Origin of the sequence: Streptomyces sp. NPDC020965 (genome assembly GCF_044333555.1) — a bacterium.
In the GTDB taxonomy this organism is placed as follows: domain Bacteria; phylum Actinomycetota; class Actinomycetes; order Streptomycetales; family Streptomycetaceae; genus Streptomyces.
Map to the genome: position 1 here is coordinate 922,201 of NZ_JBIRRE010000001.1, position 18,504 is coordinate 940,704.

General features: G+C 74.6%; 11 protein-coding genes. 9 read left to right on the forward strand and 2 right to left on the reverse strand.

The genetic code is table 11. The annotated features are described in order from the left end of the window. Positions 1-125 precede the first annotated feature (125 nt). From ACH4S7_RS04055 to ACH4S7_RS04085, 7 genes are all read left to right on the forward strand, one after another. On the forward strand, positions 126-1,001 hold the full coding sequence (locus tag ACH4S7_RS04055) for a DUF4132 domain-containing protein (protein WP_398519474.1): 876 nt from the start codon (positions 126-128) through the stop codon (positions 999-1,001). A gap of 95 nt (positions 1,002-1,096) precedes the next feature. Beyond that, positions 1,097-5,989: a hypothetical protein gene (locus ACH4S7_RS04060; protein WP_398519475.1), complete on the forward strand. Its 4,893-nt coding sequence runs from the start codon at positions 1,097-1,099 to the stop codon at positions 5,987-5,989. Then, a complete protein-coding gene (locus tag ACH4S7_RS04065; RefSeq protein WP_398519476.1) occupies positions 5,986-7,137 on the forward strand; it encodes an AAA family ATPase in 1,152 nt (383 codons plus the stop codon). The genes ACH4S7_RS04060 and ACH4S7_RS04065 overlap by 4 nt, the downstream gene beginning before the upstream one ends. Beyond that, positions 7,124-11,317, forward strand: coding sequence for a DUF5682 family protein (locus ACH4S7_RS04070; protein ID WP_398519477.1), 4,194 nt, complete (start codon positions 7,124-7,126; stop codon positions 11,315-11,317). The genes ACH4S7_RS04065 and ACH4S7_RS04070 overlap by 14 nt, the downstream gene beginning before the upstream one ends. After that, positions 11,314-13,206 carry a hypothetical protein gene (locus ACH4S7_RS04075; protein WP_398519478.1) on the forward strand — a complete coding sequence of 631 codons (1,893 nt, stop codon included), beginning with the start codon at positions 11,314-11,316 and terminating at the stop codon, positions 13,204-13,206. The genes ACH4S7_RS04070 and ACH4S7_RS04075 overlap by 4 nt, the downstream gene beginning before the upstream one ends. Positions 13,207-13,394: 188 nt before the next feature. Then, positions 13,395-14,009 (forward strand): vancomycin high temperature exclusion protein, encoded by a 615-nt coding sequence (locus ACH4S7_RS04080; protein ID WP_398520021.1) that lies wholly within the window; start codon positions 13,395-13,397, stop codon positions 14,007-14,009. 229 nt (positions 14,010-14,238) lie between these two features. Then, complete coding sequence (locus tag ACH4S7_RS04085) at positions 14,239-14,820, forward strand: TIGR03086 family metal-binding protein (RefSeq protein WP_398520022.1); 582 nt, start codon at positions 14,239-14,241, stop codon at positions 14,818-14,820. Between the two features lie 236 nt (positions 14,821-15,056). On the opposite strand, the gene ACH4S7_RS04090 is transcribed toward ACH4S7_RS04085, so the two are convergent. Continuing rightward, complete coding sequence (locus tag ACH4S7_RS04090) at positions 15,057-15,680, reverse strand: NADPH-dependent FMN reductase (RefSeq protein ID WP_398519479.1); 624 nt, start codon at positions 15,678-15,680, stop codon at positions 15,057-15,059. Between the two features lie 314 nt (positions 15,681-15,994). On the opposite strand from ACH4S7_RS04090, the gene ACH4S7_RS04095 reads away from it, so the two are divergent. Together ACH4S7_RS04095 and ACH4S7_RS04100 are read left to right on the forward strand one after the other, a co-directional pair. Continuing rightward, on the forward strand, positions 15,995-16,612 hold the full coding sequence (locus ACH4S7_RS04095) for a hypothetical protein (protein ID WP_398519480.1): 618 nt from the start codon (positions 15,995-15,997) through the stop codon (positions 16,610-16,612). 362 nt (positions 16,613-16,974) lie between these two features. Next, positions 16,975-17,598, forward strand: a complete 624-nt coding sequence (locus ACH4S7_RS04100) for a class F sortase (protein WP_398519481.1) — start codon at positions 16,975-16,977, stop codon at positions 17,596-17,598. A gap of 52 nt (positions 17,599-17,650) precedes the next feature. Here ACH4S7_RS04100 and ACH4S7_RS04105 read toward each other — a convergent pair whose 3' ends face one another. Further along, entirely contained in the window at positions 17,651-18,436 is a 786-nt protein-coding gene (locus tag ACH4S7_RS04105; protein ID WP_398520023.1) for a sulfite exporter TauE/SafE family protein, read from the reverse strand. Positions 18,437-18,504: the final 68 nt, after the last annotated feature.

The window sequence follows — 18,504 nt, forward strand, 5'->3', positions numbered from 1 at the left end:
TGCGCGGCTGTTGCATGGCGGTGACGGGAGTTTTCCACAGGCGAATGGACGCGGGAGCGCGTTGTCAGACCCGCCACCTAATGTGACGCCATCGAAACCGGAACGTCTGGGGAGGCGGTCTTGCCATGGGCTGGATCGAGACAGAGAGCGGTGGTTACTCCGTTGCGCTGGACGGAGGAACCGTTCTGTGCAGGAACGCGGCGGGGCGGGCCCTGAAGCAGGTGCCGCCGAAGATCAAGGACGACGCCGTGGTGGTGCGCCTGCGGCAGCTCGCCGAGTGGCTGGAGCGGCATGAGCGCGAGTGCGGGGAGCAGGTGGACACCTGGCTGGTGCGTTCGCTGCCGGTGCCGGTCGCGCTGCTGGCGCGGATCTGGCCGGACGCCGCCTGGCAGTCGGCGCTCCGTGATCTGGTGGTCGCCCCGGTGGCGGCGGACGGCACCGCCGATATGGCGCGCGCCGGATTCCTGCGGGACGTGGACGCGGAGAAGGGCGCGGGGATAGTCGATCTGGACGGCGACTCGGTGCGGCTGGAGTGCGAGAGCCTGCTCATACCCCACCCGGTGCTGCTCGAAGACCTGGACGACCTGCGGGAGTTCGCCGTCGAGCTGGGTGTCGAGCAGCGGGTGGAGCAGCTCTTCCGCGAGGTGTGGCGACGGCCCGATGAGGTCACCGGCCAGCAGTGGCAGGCGTACGCCAAGGGGAAGTTCGATCAGCTCCGGCACGCCACCGCCCGCGCGATGACGCTGGGATACCGGGTGCGCGGCGGTCAGACGCTCTGCCCGCTGGTGGAGGACGGCCGGGCGCTGGAGGCGGCGTTCTGGCTGGGCGCCGACTACCCGGAAGCGGAGGCGTACACCGGCGCCCTGGAGTGGCGGGACAAGGACGGCCGACGGCTGCCGCTGGCCGAGGTGGGGCCGGTCGCCTGGTCCGAGGGCGAGCGGATGGCGGCGCTGCTGTACGCGGGCCGCGTCGTCGCGGGGGACGAGGAGGAGCTGCGGTGAGCGGGGGTCCGGCGGTGCGCGCGGCTTCGGAAGTGAGTGGGGGCCCGGGTGGGGCCATGGGAGCAAGTGGGACGGGCGGAACAGTGGGGGGATCCATGGACGGGTTGCTGGAGGCCGGTGCGGTGCTGCCGCTCGGTGCGGAGAACACCGCGGGCGACGAGTTGACGGCGCGGGCGTACTGCCATCCCGCGCTCGACGGTCGGACGGTGGTGCGGCTGGTGCCGGAGGCCATCGCACCGGCGGAGGACATGGCGCTGGAGTATCTCGGGTTCGAGGGCGCCGGTTCGGCGACCGTCGGCCGGGTGCGGCGGCAGTCGCTCGGCTTCCCGGCCTGGGCGCTGGTCAACGACCCGGCGAACGGCCATCACGCGCTGGCCGTGGTCAAGGAGATGGAGCGGCTGACGCGGCAGGTGGCGACCAAGCCGGGCCTCGCGAAGGAGGGGTTCGACGAGATCGGGGAGCGTCTCGACCGCTCCGTCCCGCAGTTCCTGCCGACCTACTACGAGCAGGTGGGACGGCTGTTCCTGGCCGTCGAGGCACGGCAGCAGGCGTCGGTGTTCTTCGGCAAGGCGCGCGCCGCCGAGCAGCGGCACGCACTGCCCGTGGACGAAGAGCGGCTGCGGGAGGTGTTCCTGGAGTTCGCCGGGGCGGGCGCGCTGAGCGGAAAGGCCCTGCGGGAGTATGCCAAGGGGCTGGCCGACCGGCTGTCACCGGCGCGGGCGTACGACGAGTTCCGGGCCGTCTCCTCGCAGCGGTGCGCGGCGGGCCTCACCCCGTACGCGGGAATGCTGGAGGATCTGCGACGGCTCGCCAAGAGCGCGGGTCTGGACGCGGCCGCCGAGGAGCGCTCGCTGATCGTCGAGATCATCCACACGGGCGCGATGACCCATGCGTCGGGGAGCTTCTGGAAGTCGGCGCTGCCCGCGCTCACCGAGGTCGCCGCCGCTGACCAAGCGGTCCGGGAGCGGCTGCTGGCCCTGCTGCCGGAGACGGGCGGGGACCGCCCGGAGGCGTTCGACGAGTCCTGGCTGTCCCTCCTGGAGACCTGCGGGGCGATCGAACTGCTCATGGACGGGACGGTCCCGGCCGCCGAGTGGCTGACGGCGTGGAGCGGACACCGGCACCGCGGCTGGCGCGAGCTGAAGCGCATCCCCGTCGAACTGGCCCTGGTGGAGCGGCTGGCGGACCGTCTGATCGCGGACGGCACCCCGGTGAAGCTGCTGCGCGGCGGCTGGCGGAGCAGCGTTGACCTCGATCTGCTCGACCTCTGTCTGGCGCTGGGCGTTCCCGTCCACGAACCGTCGGACGACATGGTCAACCTGGAGCTGGCCAACTGGTTCGGTGACGAGCGCGAGGGGCGCAGGGATCTGGTGGCGCTGGTCGCCGACGCCCGGTTCGCGAAGCTGCTGCGCGGTGGTGTGGAGCGGCTCTCCGGCGGGGACGGGGTCTCGGCCCGGCTGAAGGAGGCCGCGGCGCATCCGGCGCTGCGCACGGTGGTCGCGGGCTGGCTCGCCGACCGGGCCGACGAGCTCGGCCGCCCGGTCGGTCTCCCCGAGGTGAACCGCCAGCTCCAACGGCTCAAGGGCTTCGCGGACCCGGCGGTGCTGGCCACCGCGCCGGAGGCGGTGGCCAGGATCACCGCCTTCTCGCCGGCCGGGGCGCTCGCCCGGACCCTGCGCGCGGGCGTTCTGGACGAATTGGGCTGGCCCGCGCTGGAGGAGGCGCTGGCGGAGCTGGGCCCCGGCGGCGCCCAGCAGAAGGGGCGCCGCCGGAACGACGACGACGATCACACCCTGTCCGACGCCTGGCCCGCGCTGCTCGTCCGGCTCGGGATGCGGGCGGTCGCGGTGGGCCCCGACGCGATCTTGGACCGGCAGACGCTCTCCCTCCCGGCCGGTAAGTCGCACTCCTGGGACACTCCTCTCGTCCGCTGGATCGACGGCCAGTGGCTGACGGTCAACGGATACGGCGACGACCGCCGAGGGCGCTGGTCGGGCCGGGCGGCGGAGATCTTCACACCCGACGGATCGCTGCCGGACCACGGGAACGCCAACCGCACGCCGTCCCTGGAACTGCCCGGTGGCGGCCGGACCTTCGGCGGCCGCCCGGTGCACGCGGGCGACACCTCGTTCGCGACCGAGTCCCGGCCGGTGGCATCGGACGGAGTCTCCGTCTGGGTGCTGCACGAGGACCAGTGGTGGGAGTACGACCCCGCGTCCGCCCGCCGCGGCCGGATCTCCGTGCCCGCCTTCTTCGACTCGGCGCTCGCCGAGCGCTCGGGCACGCTGATCGAGCACTCCTGCCGGCTGCTGCCCGCGCGAGGTGGCCTGGAGTCCTCGCCGTTCGGCAGCAAGGACGGCCTGGTCGGCTGGTGGGTGCGGTTCGATCCGCGGACCCGCACCCTCACGGCCTGCTCGGTGGACGGCAGCCGCAGCCCGGCCGTCGAGATCGCGAAGGACGGCCGGCCCGAGCACCTCACCAGCGACATCCCGCTGCCGCCGCTGCGACTGCCCGGCTCCGCCGCGCTCCACCCCCGCGAATCCCGCGGCTACCACGGCAAGGTCGAGCTGTACGACGCCGACGGCGTCTGTCTCGCCTCGCTGTCCGAGGGCGGCCAGGAAGAGGTGTACGCGGGCGGCACCCCGCTGGTGCCCCCGCTCGGCCACTGGCACGCGCTGCGCCCGCGCGACGAGGACGGTTCGGCGGCGCTGCGCGCGGTGACGGACGCGGCCGCCCAGTCCCTGCTGACCGCGGTCGCGGACGGCGCGAAGCCGCTGGACGCCGTACGGAAGCTGCTGCCGGAGATCACCCACCCGGGGCTGCTCGCCGGAGTGGCCGCGCTGGTCGAGGAGTCGGCGCGGCACGCTGAGAGCGTCGCCGGCCTCATGGCGCCGGTCACCACCACCGGCTGCGTGCACACCCCGGTGTGCCCTGAGATCGCGTACGCGCACGACGGCCGACTGCGGGAGGCGTTCAACGGCCTGCTGGACTCCCGCCGCTACTACGGGATGTATTCGTGGGAGCGGAGCAGCGGTGGCGCCCTGAGCCAGTTGCGCGCGCTGAAGCGGGTGCTGGCGCCCGGTGCCGGGGCCGCGAAGACGACACTCCTGGGCAGCAGTGTGGCGTGGCTGTCCCTGATCGGGCCGGGGCTCGCGGCGGCGGCGGTGCGGGCGACCGCGCCGGTCACCGCGGAGCTGGACCGGCTGGCGCTGCTGGAGTTCCTCGACGCGGCCCTGGAAGTGCGCGCGGACGGCGAAGCCGTGCTGGCCGACCCGCGCGGACGGCTGCGCACCGTCGAACTGCGGGGCCCGTGGCCCGGGGAGGCGGCCGACGCGGTCGGCACCATCCGGCATGCGGGGGCGCGTCGGCTGCTGGTCCTGGGCTGTACGGAGGAGGACGACGACCGCGCCGAGTGGAGCGCCCTTGAGTACGACCCGGCCGGTGTGTTCGGTGCCTGGGAAGGCTTCAGCGAGATCGACGCGGAGGTGCTGGGTTCCCCCGACGACCCGCCGCGCGCGGAAGCGCTGCGCGGGCTGATCGACGCCGTACGGAGTCGGGGGCCGCTGCCGTACCGGCCTCAGCAGGCGATCGACTTCGCCGAGCTGGTCGGAGTGAGCCCGGCGACCGCCGCGCTGCTCCAGTTCGGGCTGCCGGGTCTCAACGGCTACGGCAGGGAGGGTCTGTTGACGACGGAGTACCTCGCGCCGTTGGGGCTGAAGGTCGCGGACGCCAAGGCCGCCCGTGCCGTGCTGGGCGACTTCTCGTCGGCCGAGCGGCAGAAGTACACCGGTCTGCTGCTGCCGTCGCCGGAGCGGGTGGAGGCGCTGTGGACGGACGGCTTCGACCTGGCGCCGCTCACCACGGCCTGGGTGGCCGCGCGCGGCCGGCGACGCACCGCGCCGCCCTGGCTGGTCGGCCGGGCGGTCACCGAGATCGGTGAGGGCGCGGCGCTCGACGCCGCGCTCAACCCCGAGGCGCAGCCCGCGCTCACCGGCCGCACCGAGCAGCGGCTCGACAAGGACGAGGAGCTGGTGGCGGCCGAGCCGGCGAAGCTGCTCACCGGTTCGGAGCTCGCCGGCTATGTCACCGCCCTGCGGTGGCTCGCCTACCGGCTGCCGTTCGGCGATCCGCTGCGCGAGGTCCTGCCGGTGACGCTGCGGATGCTGCGGGAGCGGCTCGCCGATCCGGCGCTCCTGCTCGACCTCGGGGTCGACTGGGACGACCACGGCAAGCCGGCCTCGATCCGGCTGCGCGAGGCGCATTCCGTGGCGCCGCGCCCCAAGGAGGCGAAGGAGGGCCTGGTCGAGCTGGATGGCGCGCTGGTGCTCGCGCCGATGCGCTACCGGTCGGAGTACGACTCGATCTGGGTGAGGTCCGCACCGCTGATCACCGGGGAGCACGCCGGACCGGACCATCCGGCGCTGACGCTGCTGGCCGGGGTCTCCGGTGGCGGCAGGGCGCTGGACGCACTGCGGACGGTGCTCAGCGCGGAGTTCGCGCTGCTGCTGCTGACGGACGGGGCTCCGCAGTCCCCGCAGTCCCCGACGGGTTCCGTTCCGGAGCTGGTGACGGCGGCGGCCGGCCGGTTCGGGCTCTCCGATGACGCGGCGGCTGTCTATCTGATGCTGCTCGCGCTGCCGGACCCGACGGACCGGAATCAGGCGGAGTGGACCGGTTGGAAGCCGGCCCGGCTGAAGAAGGCCCGTACCGAGCTGGCCGCGACCGACCTGGTGGTGGAGGCCAAGCGGGCGCGGGCCGGGCGGACGCTCTTCCTGCCCGGCGGCTGGCTGGACGAGAAGGCCCCGCGACTGCCGGCCGAGAGCTGGAAGACGCCGCTGCTGCCGTGGGACGACTACGGCTTCGTGGTGCCGGACCGCCCGGTCGCGGAGCTGTTCACGGAGGCGTGGCAGCGCGTGGTGGACGGCGACGCGCCGGGGTTCGAGGAGTTCAAGGGCAAGGGCCGCAGGGCCAGGGGAGGTTCACGATGAGCGAGAGCACGATGAGCGGCGCCGCGGGCCGGCAGATCGAACTGCCGGAGGACAGGTACGGGGCTGAGCTGGACTTCCTCGCCGGTTACGACGACGGGCCGAGGCCCCCCGGCTGGCGGATGACGCCCCGCGCGGTCGTGGTGTTCGTCTGCGGTTCCGACGGGGAACCCCTGCGGGCGGCGGACGGGCGACAGCTCGTGATCTCCCGGAAGTTCGTGGGTGACCGGGCCCTGGTGGAGCGCTGTGTGGTGACCCTGGCGGGTGAGCGGGGGCTACTGCTCGTCGGCGAGCCCGGTACGGCCAAGTCGATGCTGTCCGAGCTGCTGTCGGCGGCGGTCTGCGGCACCAGCGCGCTCACGGTGCAGGGCACCGCGGGCACCACCGAGGACCAGCTCCGCTACGGCTGGAACTACGCCATGCTCCTCGCCAAGGGCCCGAGCCGGGAGGCCCTGGTGCCGTCGCCGGTGCTGACGGCGATGACCCGGGGCGCGGTCGCCCGGATCGAGGAGGTCACCCGCTGTCTGCCGGAGGTGCAGGACGCGCTGGTCTCGATCCTCTCCGAACGGCGGATGTCCGTGCCGGAGCTGGCGGGCGGGGACGGCGCGGACGGGACCGCGCACGCGGTGCCCGGTTTCACACTGATCGCCACGGCGAACCTCCGCGACAAAGGGGTGTCGGAGATGTCCGCCGCGCTGAAGCGCCGGTTCAACTTCGAGGAGGTCGGTCCGATCGCCGACCTCGACGCCGAGACCGCGCTGGTGCGGGGACAGGCGACGGCGGCGCTGGCCCGCTCGGGCGCGGCGTTCGGGGTGGACGACGCGGTGCTGGAGGCGCTGGTGACGGCGTTCCGGGATCTGCGCTCGGGGCGCAGCGCCGAGGGCTGGGAGATCGAGCGTCCCTCGACCGTGATGTCCACGGCGGAGGCCGTGCAGGTGGCGACGTCGATGGGGCTGGGTGCGGCGTATCTGAGCGACGGGCGCGATGTCGTGCGGTCGCTGCCGGGCCATCTGCTGGGCACGGTCCGCAAGGACGACCCGGCCGACCACGCCCGACTCCTCGGCTACTGGGACGGCCCGGTCCGGCGCCGGGCCGAGGGCGGGGCCCCGCTCTGGCGGACGCTGTGGGAGCTGCGCGATGACCTCGCCTGAGGGGGCGTCCGGCGGTGCACCGTCGCGTCCGGAGCGGCCGGATGAGAAGCGGTCACACGGAGAGTCGGGCGGGGCGGCATGGAGCGAGGCAGCTTCGAGAGTGCGGGCGCCCGGCGAGGGTTCGGGGGTGTCCGGGAGTCCTGAGGAGGCGCTGGCCGTGCTGGGCGGGTGCCGTGACCCGTATCTGATCGGCGTACGGCACCACTCCCCCGCGCTGGCCGCGGCCGTTCCGGCGCTGCTGGCCGCGGCGGCGCCAGAGGTGCTCTTCATCGAGCTGCCCGAGGAGTTCGCCCCTTGGCTGGAGCATCTCGCCGACCCGGCGACGGTGCCGCCGGTCGCGCTGGCCGGCAGCGGTGCGGGGCTGGTGTTCCTGCCGTTCGCCGAGTTCTCGCCGGAGCTGGCGGCGATCCGCTGGGCGCGGGAGGCGGGTGTGGAGGTCATCCCGTTCGATCTGCCGCTCGGCGCCCGGGCGGGCACCGACGACGGCGCCCGCGCGCCGGACGGCCCGGACTCCGGTCCGGGCCCGCTCACCGCCGCGCTGCGCGCCAGGGCGGGTGGCCGCCCCGGCGACGATCTGTGGGACCGGCTGGTCGAGGCGACGGCCCCCGGGTGCGAACCCGAGGCGCTGCGCCGGGCCGCGCTGCTGGTCGGCTGGGCGCTGCGGACGGAGACGGCTGCGGTGGACCCGTACGACCTGCGGCGGGAGGCGAATATGCGCCGCAGGCTGACCGAGCACCGGGACCGGCGCGCGGCGGCCGTGGTCGGCGCGTTCCATGCGCCCGCGCTGGTCGGGGGCGACGCACCCGTCGACCCACCGCGGCCGGCGGAGGGCACCTCCGGGTCATCGGCACCCGACGACGCGTCCCCCGCACGCCCGGTGATCGCGGTCGGCGGCCATGAAGCACGGGGGCGGGGGACGCCGGCCGCGGAGACCCCCAGTCCCTTGGGGCCGGAGAGGGAGGCGCGCGACCGGCCCCGCGGGGGCTCCGCAGGCCCGGAGGTCGATGGCCCGGGGACGGATGGCCCGGAGGTCGACGGCCTGAAACCCCCCTCCGGTTCCAGGGGCGCCGGCTCGGCCGGCGGCCGTGCGCCGGCCCCGGACGGCGTGGATGTCGTCACGTCCCTCGTGCCCTACTCGTACCCCCTCCTGGACGAGCGCTCCGGCTACCCGGCCGGGATCCGCGACCCCGAGTGGCAGCACGGCGTCTTCCAGGCGGCGGGTGACCCCCGGCTGCTGGACGAGCTGCTGACCGCCACGGCGGTGCGGATCTGTGTGGCCGTACGGGAGGCGGGGCACCCCAGCGGGCCCGCCGACGCCCGCGAAGTCGTACGGGTGGCGCGGGATCTGGCCGCCCTGCGGGGGCTGCCCGCCGCCGGGCGGGGCGAGCTGGCGGAGGCGGCACAGACCGTGCTCACCCAGGGCCGGCTGCTCGGGCGCGGCCGGGTCGTGGCCGGAGCGATGGAGCAGGTGCTGGTCGGCGCACGGCAGGGGCGGCTCGCCCCGGGGACGCCGCGCTCGGGGCTCGGCCCCGCCGTCGAGCGGCTGCTCAGCGAATTGCGGCTGCCCCGACCCGACGAGCCCGACCGCCGTGAACTGCGGCTGGACATGCTCCGTACGGATCTGGACCGCCGCCGCGAGATCGCACTGCGGCGGCTGGCGGTCTGCCGGGTCCCGTACGGGGAGGAGTCCGCGGTCGCCGGTGTCGGCGACGCGGTGGCACTGACCACCCGCTGGATCGTGGCCTGGACGCCGTCGACCGCCGCGATGCTCGATGTGGCGGGTCTGCGTGGGGTGACCCTGGAACAGGCCGCGGCGGGCCTGCTGCGGCAGCGACGCGCGGAGGAGCGGCGGCGGGGTGGGCCCACGGCCGCCGAGGTCGTCGACGGCCTGGCGGAGGCGGCCCGCTGTGTGCTGCCCGCGCTCGCCGTGGAGCGGCTGACCGAGGCGGCCGAGCTGCTCCCGGCGACCGGCACCCTGCCGGAACTGCTGGCCGGGATGGCCCTGTTGGACCGGATCAGATCCGGCCATGTGCCGGGCGTGGACGCGGAGTGGGAACGGCCCGCGATCAACGCGGCGTACGAGGAAATGGCCTCGGCGGGGGTCCGGGCGCTCGACGGACTCGCCGGTTCGACCGACGCGTCCGACGCCCGCGCCCTGGTGGCACTCGCCGGGCAGGCGGCCGGGATCGGCGGCGGGTTGCGGCTCGCGGACGCGCTGGCCCGGCTGGAGCGGGACGCGACCCCCCTGATGCAGGGTGCGGCGGGCGCGGCGCGGGTGCTGCTGGGCCAGTCGGACCCCGGCCGGTTCGGCGCGCGGCTGGCATCGCGCGCGGACAGCGCGACCTCGGCCGAGCTGCGGGCGTCGCTCGCGGACTTCCTGCGCGGCTCGCTGCTCGCGGCCGGCCCGCTGCTGGAGACCGGCAGGGCGCTCGATCCGCTGCTGGAGCGGGTGGAGTCCTTTCCGGACCGGGCGTTCCTGGAGCGGTTGCCGGCGCTCCGGTCGGGGTTCGACACCTTGGCGCCGGCCGCCCGTTCGCGACTGCTCGCGGTGGTGGAGGACCGGACGGGCACGGCGGCAGGCACCCTGGCGGGCCCGGTGACGGACCCGGCCGCACTGGCCCTGCTCGCACTGGCCGATCTCGCGGGCCGGGAGGCGCTGACGGCGCGCGGGCTGGGCGCGGAGTCGGCGCGGTGGGGCGGACCGGTCCCGGGAGGAGCCCTGGCCACCACCGCGGGCGGCGCCCCTGACGGAGCCCCGGCAGCCCCTGCATCCCCTGCCGGCACGGACGGCACGGACGGCACGGACGGCACGGCGGGACCCACGCCACCACCCGCCACCGGCCGGGCGGCGGACCGGACCGGGCGGCCCGCCGCCCACCGGGCGAACGGCGCTGACCAGGTAGACGGCACCCACCCGGCGGCCGGCACCGAGCGTGCCGAGCGCACCGACCGCACGGAGGGCCCCGACCGGACCGGCACCACAGGCAGCACCGGCACCACGGGCGCCACAGGCCGCACCGGCACCACAGGCAGCACCGGCACCACGGGCGCCACCGGCCGCGGGCTCACCCCCGGCGAGCGGTGGCGACTGCTGCTCGGACGCGGCCGGGAGCTGACCGGGAACGCCCTGCGCTACGCCACTGCGCTCGACGAGTTGTACGGGAACGGGCGCGGTGAGGGCGCCCGGGGCGAGGAGGGGCACGGCGGCGGACCGGGTGGCAGCGATGCCTCGTACCCCGATGTGCGCTCCTGGTCGGAGGAGTTGGCGGCGCTCTTCGGCCCCGGGGTGCGCGAGGAGGTGCTCGCGGCGGCGGCCGACTCGGGACGGCTCGACGCCGCGCTCGAAATCGACCCGGCCGCCGCCCGCCCCTCCGTGGAGCTGCTGCGGACCGTGCTCTCCTATGCGGGCGGTCTCCCCGAACAACAGCTCGCCCGGCTGCGTCCGCTGGTGGCCCGGCTGGTCCGGGAGTTGACGGAGGCGCTGGCCAACCGGTTGCGCCCGGCCCTCACCGGGCTCGCGCATCCCCGGCCCACCCGGCGCCCCGGTGGCCCGCTGGATCTCCCGCGTACCCTGCGGGCGAATCTGGCGACCGCCCGGCGCGATCCGGCGACCGGAGAGGTGACGGTGCTGCCGGAGCGGCCCGTGTTCCGGACCCGGGCCCGGCGGTCGACCGATTGGCGGCTGGTGCTCGTCGTGGACGTCTCCGGTTCGATGGAGGCGTCGACGATCTGGTCCGCGCTCACCGCGTCCGTCCTCGCCGGAGTCCCCGCCCTCAGCACGCACTTCGTCGCCTTCTCCACCGAGGTGCTCGACCTCACGGACCATGTGGACGATCCGCTGAGCCTGCTGCTGGAGGTGCGCGTCGGCGGCGGCACCAGCATCGCCCGGGGCCTGCGGCACGCCCGCGAGCTGGTGACCGTGCCGTCGCGCACGCTGGTCGTCCTGATCAGCGACTTCGAGGAGGGCGGCCCGGTCGGCCCGCTCCTCTCGGAGGTGCGGACCCTGGTCGACGCGGGCTGCCACGTCCTGGGCTGCGCGTCGCTGGACGACGAGGGCAGACCGAGGTACTCCACCGGCGTGGCGGGCCGGTTGGTCGCGGCCGGGATGCCGATCGCCGCACTCAGCCCTCTGGAGCTGGCCCGTTGGGTCGGCGAACGCGTAGGAGGTACGCACCGGTGACGACGACACCTGCCCCGGGACTCCCCCCGGTGGCCGCCGAGGTGGCGGCCGGGGCCCTCGATCTGCTCCCCGCCCGGCTGCGGAAGCGGGTCGACGGGGCCCTGGCGAAAGTGCCCGGCTGGCCGGTGGAGGCGCTGCCCGACGGCGTACGGGTCAGGGTGGACGAGGACACCTCCGTGACGCTGCGGGTCACCGGCGGGGTGGTGGCGCGCGGGGCGGACGCGGTCTGCGGCTGTCTGCTGGCCCCGGCCTGTCTGCACCGTGCGGCGGTGCTGTCGAGCGCGCCCCTCGCGGAGGCTCCGTCCGATCCGCCAGATGAGGCGCCCGATGACCTATCCCCGGACGCATCCCAAGCCGTGTCCCCCGACGTACCCCCAGGCGCGTCCACGGCAGCCCCGCCGACGGGCACGACGGGCCCGACGGGCACGACCGGCACCGCGCCCCCGCCTGAGATCGCCCTCACCCCCGCCCAGACAGCGGCCATCGCCACCCTCCGTACCGCTGCGACCGCCGTCCTCGTCACGGGTGTCACCGGGGCCGGCGCGGTCCACCGGGCCGAGTTGCTGCACGCCGCGCATTCCGGTCGGCTCGCCGGGCTGCCACTGCCCGCCGCGGCGGCGGTACGGATCGCGCGGCGGCTCGGCGAGGCGCGCTCCGACGACCCGGCGTTCCGACTCTCCGAGCTGACCGCCGAGCTGGCCGGACTGCTCGATCTCCTACGCCGCCCCGCCGAAGCGGCGACCCCGGCGCGCCGGGCGTACCAGCCGGCCAAACCTCTGCGGCTGTACGGGCTGTTCACGGAACCGGTGGTCACCGCGTCCGGTTACGCGGGCGCGACGGCGTACGGCATCGCACCTGACGGCACCACGCACACGGTCTCGGACATCGCCCCCGGCCAGGCCGACCGGGCGATCCAGGCCGCGGGCACTCCCCTGCCCGGCGGCTGTGCCCTCGCGCTGCGCGCATGGGGCGACGGCGGCTCGGTGATCCTCACCAGTCCGACGGTCTCACCGGACGGCCGGATCGGCGGCGGGTCCCGGGTCCGTTCCGTACGGGCGACGGGCGCTCAATGGCACGAACCGCCACTGGACGCACTGTGGCAGCGGCCACCCGCAGATCAGCTCTCCGCCGCGCTCGACTGGCTGGCGCGGCCCGCCGAGACCCGGCCGGCCGGTGGCGACCTGCTCTTCCTCCGGGGGACGGTCACCGCGCTCGGGTTCCAGGTCGACGGCGGGCCGGTGCTGCGACTGCTGGCTCCGGACGAGCGGCCGGAGCTGGCGTACGCGGAGAATCTGCGGCTCCTCGCCGACCGGCCCGGGCTGGCACTCCGGCTCGTGGCACGGGTCGCGGCCGACCGGCCGGGTGGTGTCCAGGCCCTGGCCGCCTCGTGGGAGGGGCATGACGGCGAGCGGGTCCGGGCGGATCTGGGGCTCTGGCGGCTGAACCGTTCCCATATACCCGCTGTACCCGCCGTTCCGGCCGCGGCGGCGGAGTGCCCCGCACCGGCCTCCCGGCCGGGTCCGCCCGCGCTGCCCGTGGAGCTGGATCTGCTGCGCCGCGCCGTGGACCGGGCGGTCGCGGGTGGCCGGGCCGTCACCGCTGCCTCGGCGGACGGCGAGCTGCCGCGCCGGCTGGGCTCGGTGGGGCTGACCACGGGCGCGGAGTGCGCGCGTTCGCTCGCGGAGACGGCGGCGGACCGCCGCCATGACGCTCTCGGCAGGCTGCTGCCCGCCGATCCGGAGGCGTTCGCGGCGGCCTGGCTGGCCGCCGCGGTCTACACGACGGCGGCGGCCCGGTCGCTGCTACCTGCCGCCTGGTCCGGGCCGCCCGCCGCGGCCGGGTCGTCCTGCGCCACCGGGGCGGCCGGGGAGAGGAGTCGAACCGAATAGTCCCGATCAGCGTCTGACCAGGTGTGAAGAGACCACGAATCCGGTTGAGCCCGCCCGCGCCGTCCCCCGGCTCCGACGACCGCCGCGGCCCGCGGGCCCTCGGTGCCGGTCGCACCAGCCGCGGGGTCAGTCGTGCCCTCCGGGCCCTGCGGACCCGGCGTGCCCAGCGCCGGCTGGTGCAGGCCACGATGGTCGGCTGTGTGCTCGCACTCGCGCCCTCGACCTGGACGCACGCGGTCGCCGACAGCCGGATCCGTACGGTCGCCGAGGTGCCCGGTCGGGATGTGGCGGTGGTCTTCGGGGCGGGCCTGTGGCAGGGCCGCCCGACGCAGTATCTGGCGCACCGGCTGGACGCGGCGGCCGAGCTGTACCGGCTGGGCAAGGTCAAGGTCGTCCTGGTCACCGGCGACAACAGCCGTCCCGAGTACGACGAGCCCGACGCGATGCGGACCTATCTCACCGAGCGCGGGGTGCCCGACGGGGTGATCGTCAGCGACTACGCCGGGTTCGACACCTGGGACTCCTGCGTCCGCGCGAAGAAGATCTTCGGCGTCGATCGGGCGGTGCTGATCACCCAGGGCTTCCACATCAGGCGGGCCCTCGCCCTCTGCGGCTCGGCCGGGATCGACGCGTACGGGGTGGGAGTGACCGCGCCGCACGACTCGACCTGGTACTACGGCGGCGCGCGGGAGATGGTCGCGGCGGGCAAGGCGGCGCTCGATGTGGTGCTGAAGCCGGATCCGCAGTTCCTCGGGGCCGAGGAGGAGGGCATCGAGCAGGCACTCGCCCTGGCCAACCGCTGATCCTGCGTACGCCGCCCCGTTAACCACCCGCCCGCCGCGTCTCGTCCCGCCGAGCCCCGTCCCCATCCCCGGCCGGCCCGGTCCCCGCCCCGGCACGACCCGCCCCGTCCCGCCCCGTCCCCGGCCGCGCGGGACCGCCCTTGGTGGGCGTCGTACGCAGGACACGCCACGGCGTCGGGCACAACTCGCATCGCCCCGCGCGGCGCGCGACAGTGAGCCCATGGGAAACATGAACAAGGACGTGGCGACCCTGCTCTCCCGGCACTCCGAGGCGCTCGCGCTCTTCAGCGAACGGGTGCACGCCGTGCGGACCGACCAGTGGGACGATCCGACGCCCTGCACCGACTGGTCCGTCCGCGATCTCGTCAACCATCTCACCGCGGAACAGCTCTGGGTGCCCGACCTGGTGACCGAGGGGTCCACCATCGCGGAGGTGGGCGACGCGTACGACGGCGATGTGCTCGGCCCCCGCCCGCGCGCCACCTGGGACGCCGCCGTGCGCGCCGCCCGGAAGGCGTTCGCCGCGCCCGGCGCGCTGGAGGGCACGGTGTGGCTCTCGTACGGGGAGACACCGACCGTCTCCTACTGCGCGCAGATGATCACGGACGCCGTGGTGCACGGCTGGGACCTGTCGCGGGCGATCGGCGCCCCGGAGCGGCTGCCGGACGCGCTGGTGGGCTTCGCGCTGGACGAGGTCACCCCGTACGCGGCGGAGCTGTCCGCGTCCGGACTCTTCGCCCCGCCGATCGAACCGCCCCCCGGCGACAGCCACCAGGCCAGACTCCTCGCACTGCTGGGCCGCCGCGACTGAGGCCCGGACACCGCGGACCAGGGCGGCGCCGGGCCCCCGTACCACCAGGCCCCACCGCCCCGCCGCCCACCGCCCCGCCGCCCACCGCCCCGCCGCCCACCGCCCCGCCGCCCACCGCCCCGCCGCCCACCGCCCCGCCGCCCACCGCCCCGCCGCGCCGCCGCCCCGCCGCGCCGTCCCCGCGACCGACCGCTCCTCCCCGTACGGAAGCGCGGAGTCCAGCGGTCGTACGGCTGTCAGGAGTCGTACGGTCGAACGGCCCTGGCATCCCGCAGCGCCAGCCCCCACCAGGCGAGTTGCCCGAGCATCGATGTGGCGGCGGCGTCACAGGCGGCGGGGTCCGCGTGCCGGCCCTGGTCGTCGAAGTCCCCATGGGGGTTGTGGAAGGAGACGGTGTCCCTGATGGTGGCCGCGTGCATCTCGGCGAAGACCTGCCGCAACTGCTCGACGGCGCGCAGACCACCGGACACCCCGCCGTAGGAGACGAAGCCGATCGGCTTGGCGCGCCATTCGGAGAAGTGCCAGTCGATGAGGCTCTTGATGGATGCGGGGAAGGAGTGGTTGTACTCGGGGGTGATGACCACGAACGCGTCGGCGGCGGCCAGCGCGGGCGTGACCCGGCCGAGCGAATCGGCGACGGACGGCGCGGGCGTGGACGTGAGGGCGGTGGGCAGGTCCTCCTCCGCCAGATCGATCAGCTCGACATCGAAGTCGGCGCTCTGCCGGGCGTGTTCGAGGAACCAGTCACCGATGACGGGCCCGAATCGGCCCTGCCGGTTACTGGAGAGGATGACCGCGAGCTTCAGCGGGGTCGTGGGGGCAGGGGTGGTCCGCGGGTTCTCCCGCGTGCTGATGTCCATGACCAGAGGTTCGTACCTCAAGTTCGCTTGAGGTCAAGCGGCTCCCCTCACCCGAATCCCCGATCACCTCGGGTGAGCCACCCCGAGCACCTCGCCCGAGTCACCCCGATCACCTCGGGTGAGCCCTCGTCACCCATTCAGCGCGCCCGATTCGCGATTACCCGGAACCCTTCTGACCTGCGGCGATGATGCCTGTCCAGTGCGACACGCCGCACAAAGGCGGCCAATCTGACGCCCCATCAGCAGGCGCCGAGCGCGGTGTGCGCATTACCTCGGAAGTGACGAACACGCACGCGCTTCCTCGGAGGATCTACATGCGCACCACCGTCCGACTGCTGACCTGCGCTGTGTTGGCAGCCGCCACCATAGGACTCGGTGCCCCCGGGGCCTATGCCGGGGACTTCGGGTCCCTGGAGGTGTTCCCGTCCACCGCCGCCCCGGGGGCGACCATCACCGTCAACACCACCGCCTGTGGCCGGAACGGCCAGGCCGTCGGTGACGCGCGCTCCCTCGGCGCACGGGAGTTCCATCTCTCCCAGGGGACGCACAAGGAGACCGTCGTCGGTCAGTTCCGCATTCCCCACGGCACCCAGTCGGGGACGTACGGCATAAGCGTGCGCTGTTCCAACAGCAAGCGGGCCAGTGGCGATCTGGCCGTCAAGTACCGCAATGACGACTCCAGCAGCAGTCAGCACCGCGAGGAGGAGTCCGGTCAGCACCGTGGTGACGACTCCGGCAGTCAGCACCGCGGCGACGAGAACGGTGGGCAGCAGCACAACGAGCAGCCCAGCGGTCATGTGCGGACCGGTGTCGGGGGCAGTGTCGGCCCCGACTCCACCCAGATCGCGGCGGGGGTGGCCGTACTGGCCGCTGCCGCCGTCGGCGGGACCCTGCTCCTGCGGCGCCGGGCGAGCGGCCCGCAGAGCGGCTGACGGGTCGGCCCCGACCGTTCCCGGCTGACCGAGGGCCTGCCGTGTCCCCCGTTCCCGGCAGGCCCTCGGGTCCGCCGGGGACGGGGCGCGTCTTCGCCGCGACCTCAGCCCGGGCCGGGAGCCACCTCCTCGCCAAGCCCGTCTCCCGGCCAGGCTGAGGCCCCTGTCCCTGTCTCCCTGCCCCGGCCCCTGTCCCCGCCCGCCCGCCCGCCCGCCGAGGCCGGGTACCGGGCCCCGGCTCCCCCTACCGAGGCCGAATCCCGGTACCGGACCCCGCACCCGATACCGAGTGCCGGGCCCCGGCCTCCCGGCACCGGGCCGATACCGAGCGCCGGACCCCGTCTGTCGAGCCCGGAGGATCGATGAGTGCCAAGGCCAAGGGCTGGTGCCTGGCCCTGGCCGTCTGCGCCGGCGTCTGGCTGGTGCAGAACGGTTCCCAGCAGCTGACCCCGCCGATCCCCTCCGCCGCGGAGGCGTTCGCGGCCGGACCCCGCGAGCACACGGATGCCGCCGCCGACCCCCTGCCACCGGCCGCACCACTGCGCCTCAGCATCCCCGACATCGAGGTCGACACCCCCCTCACCGGCCTCGGCCTGGCCAAGGACGGCAGCCTGGAGGTGCCACCGGCGACCAACCGGAATCTCGCCGGCTGGTACCGGAACGGCACTCCCCCGGGCGCCAAGGGCACCGCCGTCGTCGCCGGGCATGTCGACAACGCCCGGGGACCCGCCGTCTTCTACGCCCTCGGCGCACTGAAGAAGGGCCACCGGATCGAGGTCTCCCGCGCGGACGGCCGCACCGCCGTCTTCACCATCGACGCGATCGAGGTGTACGAGGCCGACGCCTTCCCCGACGACAAGGTGTACGGGGCGAAGAACCGCGCCGAGCTGCGCGTGATTACCTGCGGCGGCGGTTTCAACAAGAAGACCGGCTACCGGGGGAACGTCGTCGCGTACGCGCATCTCATCGGCGTACGGTCCGCCTGAGCGCATCGGCTCCCCGGCCCGTACGGTCCGCCCGAGTGCCCCGGCCCGCCGCTCACGCCCACTGGTCGAACGCCAACTTCGCGACCAGCGAGAAGACCACCACCAGCAGCACCCCCCTGACGAACCCGCTGCCCTTCCGCAGCGCCATCCGCGCCCCGACCATCGCACCGGCGAGATTGAACGCCGCCAGTACCGCCGCGAGCTGCCAGAACACCGTGCCCTGGGAGGCGAAGACGGCGAGCGCGCCGGCATTGGTGCAGACGTTGACGATCTTCGCGGTGGCCGATGCGGTCACCAGGTTCAACTGGAGTACGGCGGTCAGCGCCAGCACCAGGAACGTACCGGTGCCTGGTCCGAACAGGCCGTCGTAGAAGCCGATCCCGCCGCCGACCAGGACGATCGCCGTGACCGTACGGGCCCGGGTGACCGGCCGCCCATCCTCCGCGCCGGCAGCCGCGCCGAAGCCGGGGCGCAGCAGGACGAAGGCCGCGACCCCCAGCAGCACCACCATGATCACGGGCCGGAGCACCTCGCTGCTGATCCCGGCCGCGAGGGAGGCGCCGCCCATCGATCCCACGAGCGCGGCGAGCCCGATCCGCACCGCCGTCCGTACCTTCACCGGCGTGTGGCGCACATAGGTGACGGCCGCCCCCGTGGTACCGACGATGGCGACCGCCTTGTTGGTGCCGAGGATGTGCGCGGCCGGGGCCTGGGGCAGTCCGAGCAGCAGGGCGGGGAGCAGCAGCAGACCGCCGCCGCCCACCACCGCGTCGATCCAGCCGGCCGCCGCGGCGGCGAGGGCGAGGAGAACCAGTGTGGTCAGCGATATGTCGGGCACGATCTCCGACCCTAAGGAGAAGATCACCGCGGCGTCCATTCGGTCCGTCTCCGTGCGTGATCCCAGCG

Excerpts from the sequence above, each read along its gene's own strand:
- ACH4S7_RS04065 (WP_398519476.1), top strand. The coding sequence starts at position 5,986 with ATGAGCGAGAGCACGATGAGCGGCGCCGCGGGCCGGCAGATCGAACTG.
- ACH4S7_RS04100 (WP_398519481.1), top strand. The coding sequence starts at position 16,975 with ATGAGTGCCAAGGCCAAGGGCTGGTGCCTGGCCCTGGCCGTCTGCGCC.
- ACH4S7_RS04070 (WP_398519477.1), top strand. The coding sequence starts at position 7,124 with ATGACCTCGCCTGAGGGGGCGTCCGGCGGTGCACCGTCGCGTCCGGAG.
- ACH4S7_RS04080 (WP_398520021.1), top strand. The coding sequence starts at position 13,395 with ATGGTCGGCTGTGTGCTCGCACTCGCGCCCTCGACCTGGACGCACGCG.
- ACH4S7_RS04060 (WP_398519475.1), top strand. The coding sequence starts at position 1,097 with ATGGACGGGTTGCTGGAGGCCGGTGCGGTGCTGCCGCTCGGTGCGGAG.
- ACH4S7_RS04055 (WP_398519474.1), top strand. The coding sequence starts at position 126 with ATGGGCTGGATCGAGACAGAGAGCGGTGGTTACTCCGTTGCGCTGGAC.
- ACH4S7_RS04085 (WP_398520022.1), top strand. The coding sequence starts at position 14,239 with ATGAACAAGGACGTGGCGACCCTGCTCTCCCGGCACTCCGAGGCGCTC.
- ACH4S7_RS04095 (WP_398519480.1), top strand. The coding sequence starts at position 15,995 with ATGCGCACCACCGTCCGACTGCTGACCTGCGCTGTGTTGGCAGCCGCC.
- ACH4S7_RS04090 (WP_398519479.1), bottom strand. The coding sequence starts at position 15,680 with ATGGACATCAGCACGCGGGAGAACCCGCGGACCACCCCTGCCCCCACG.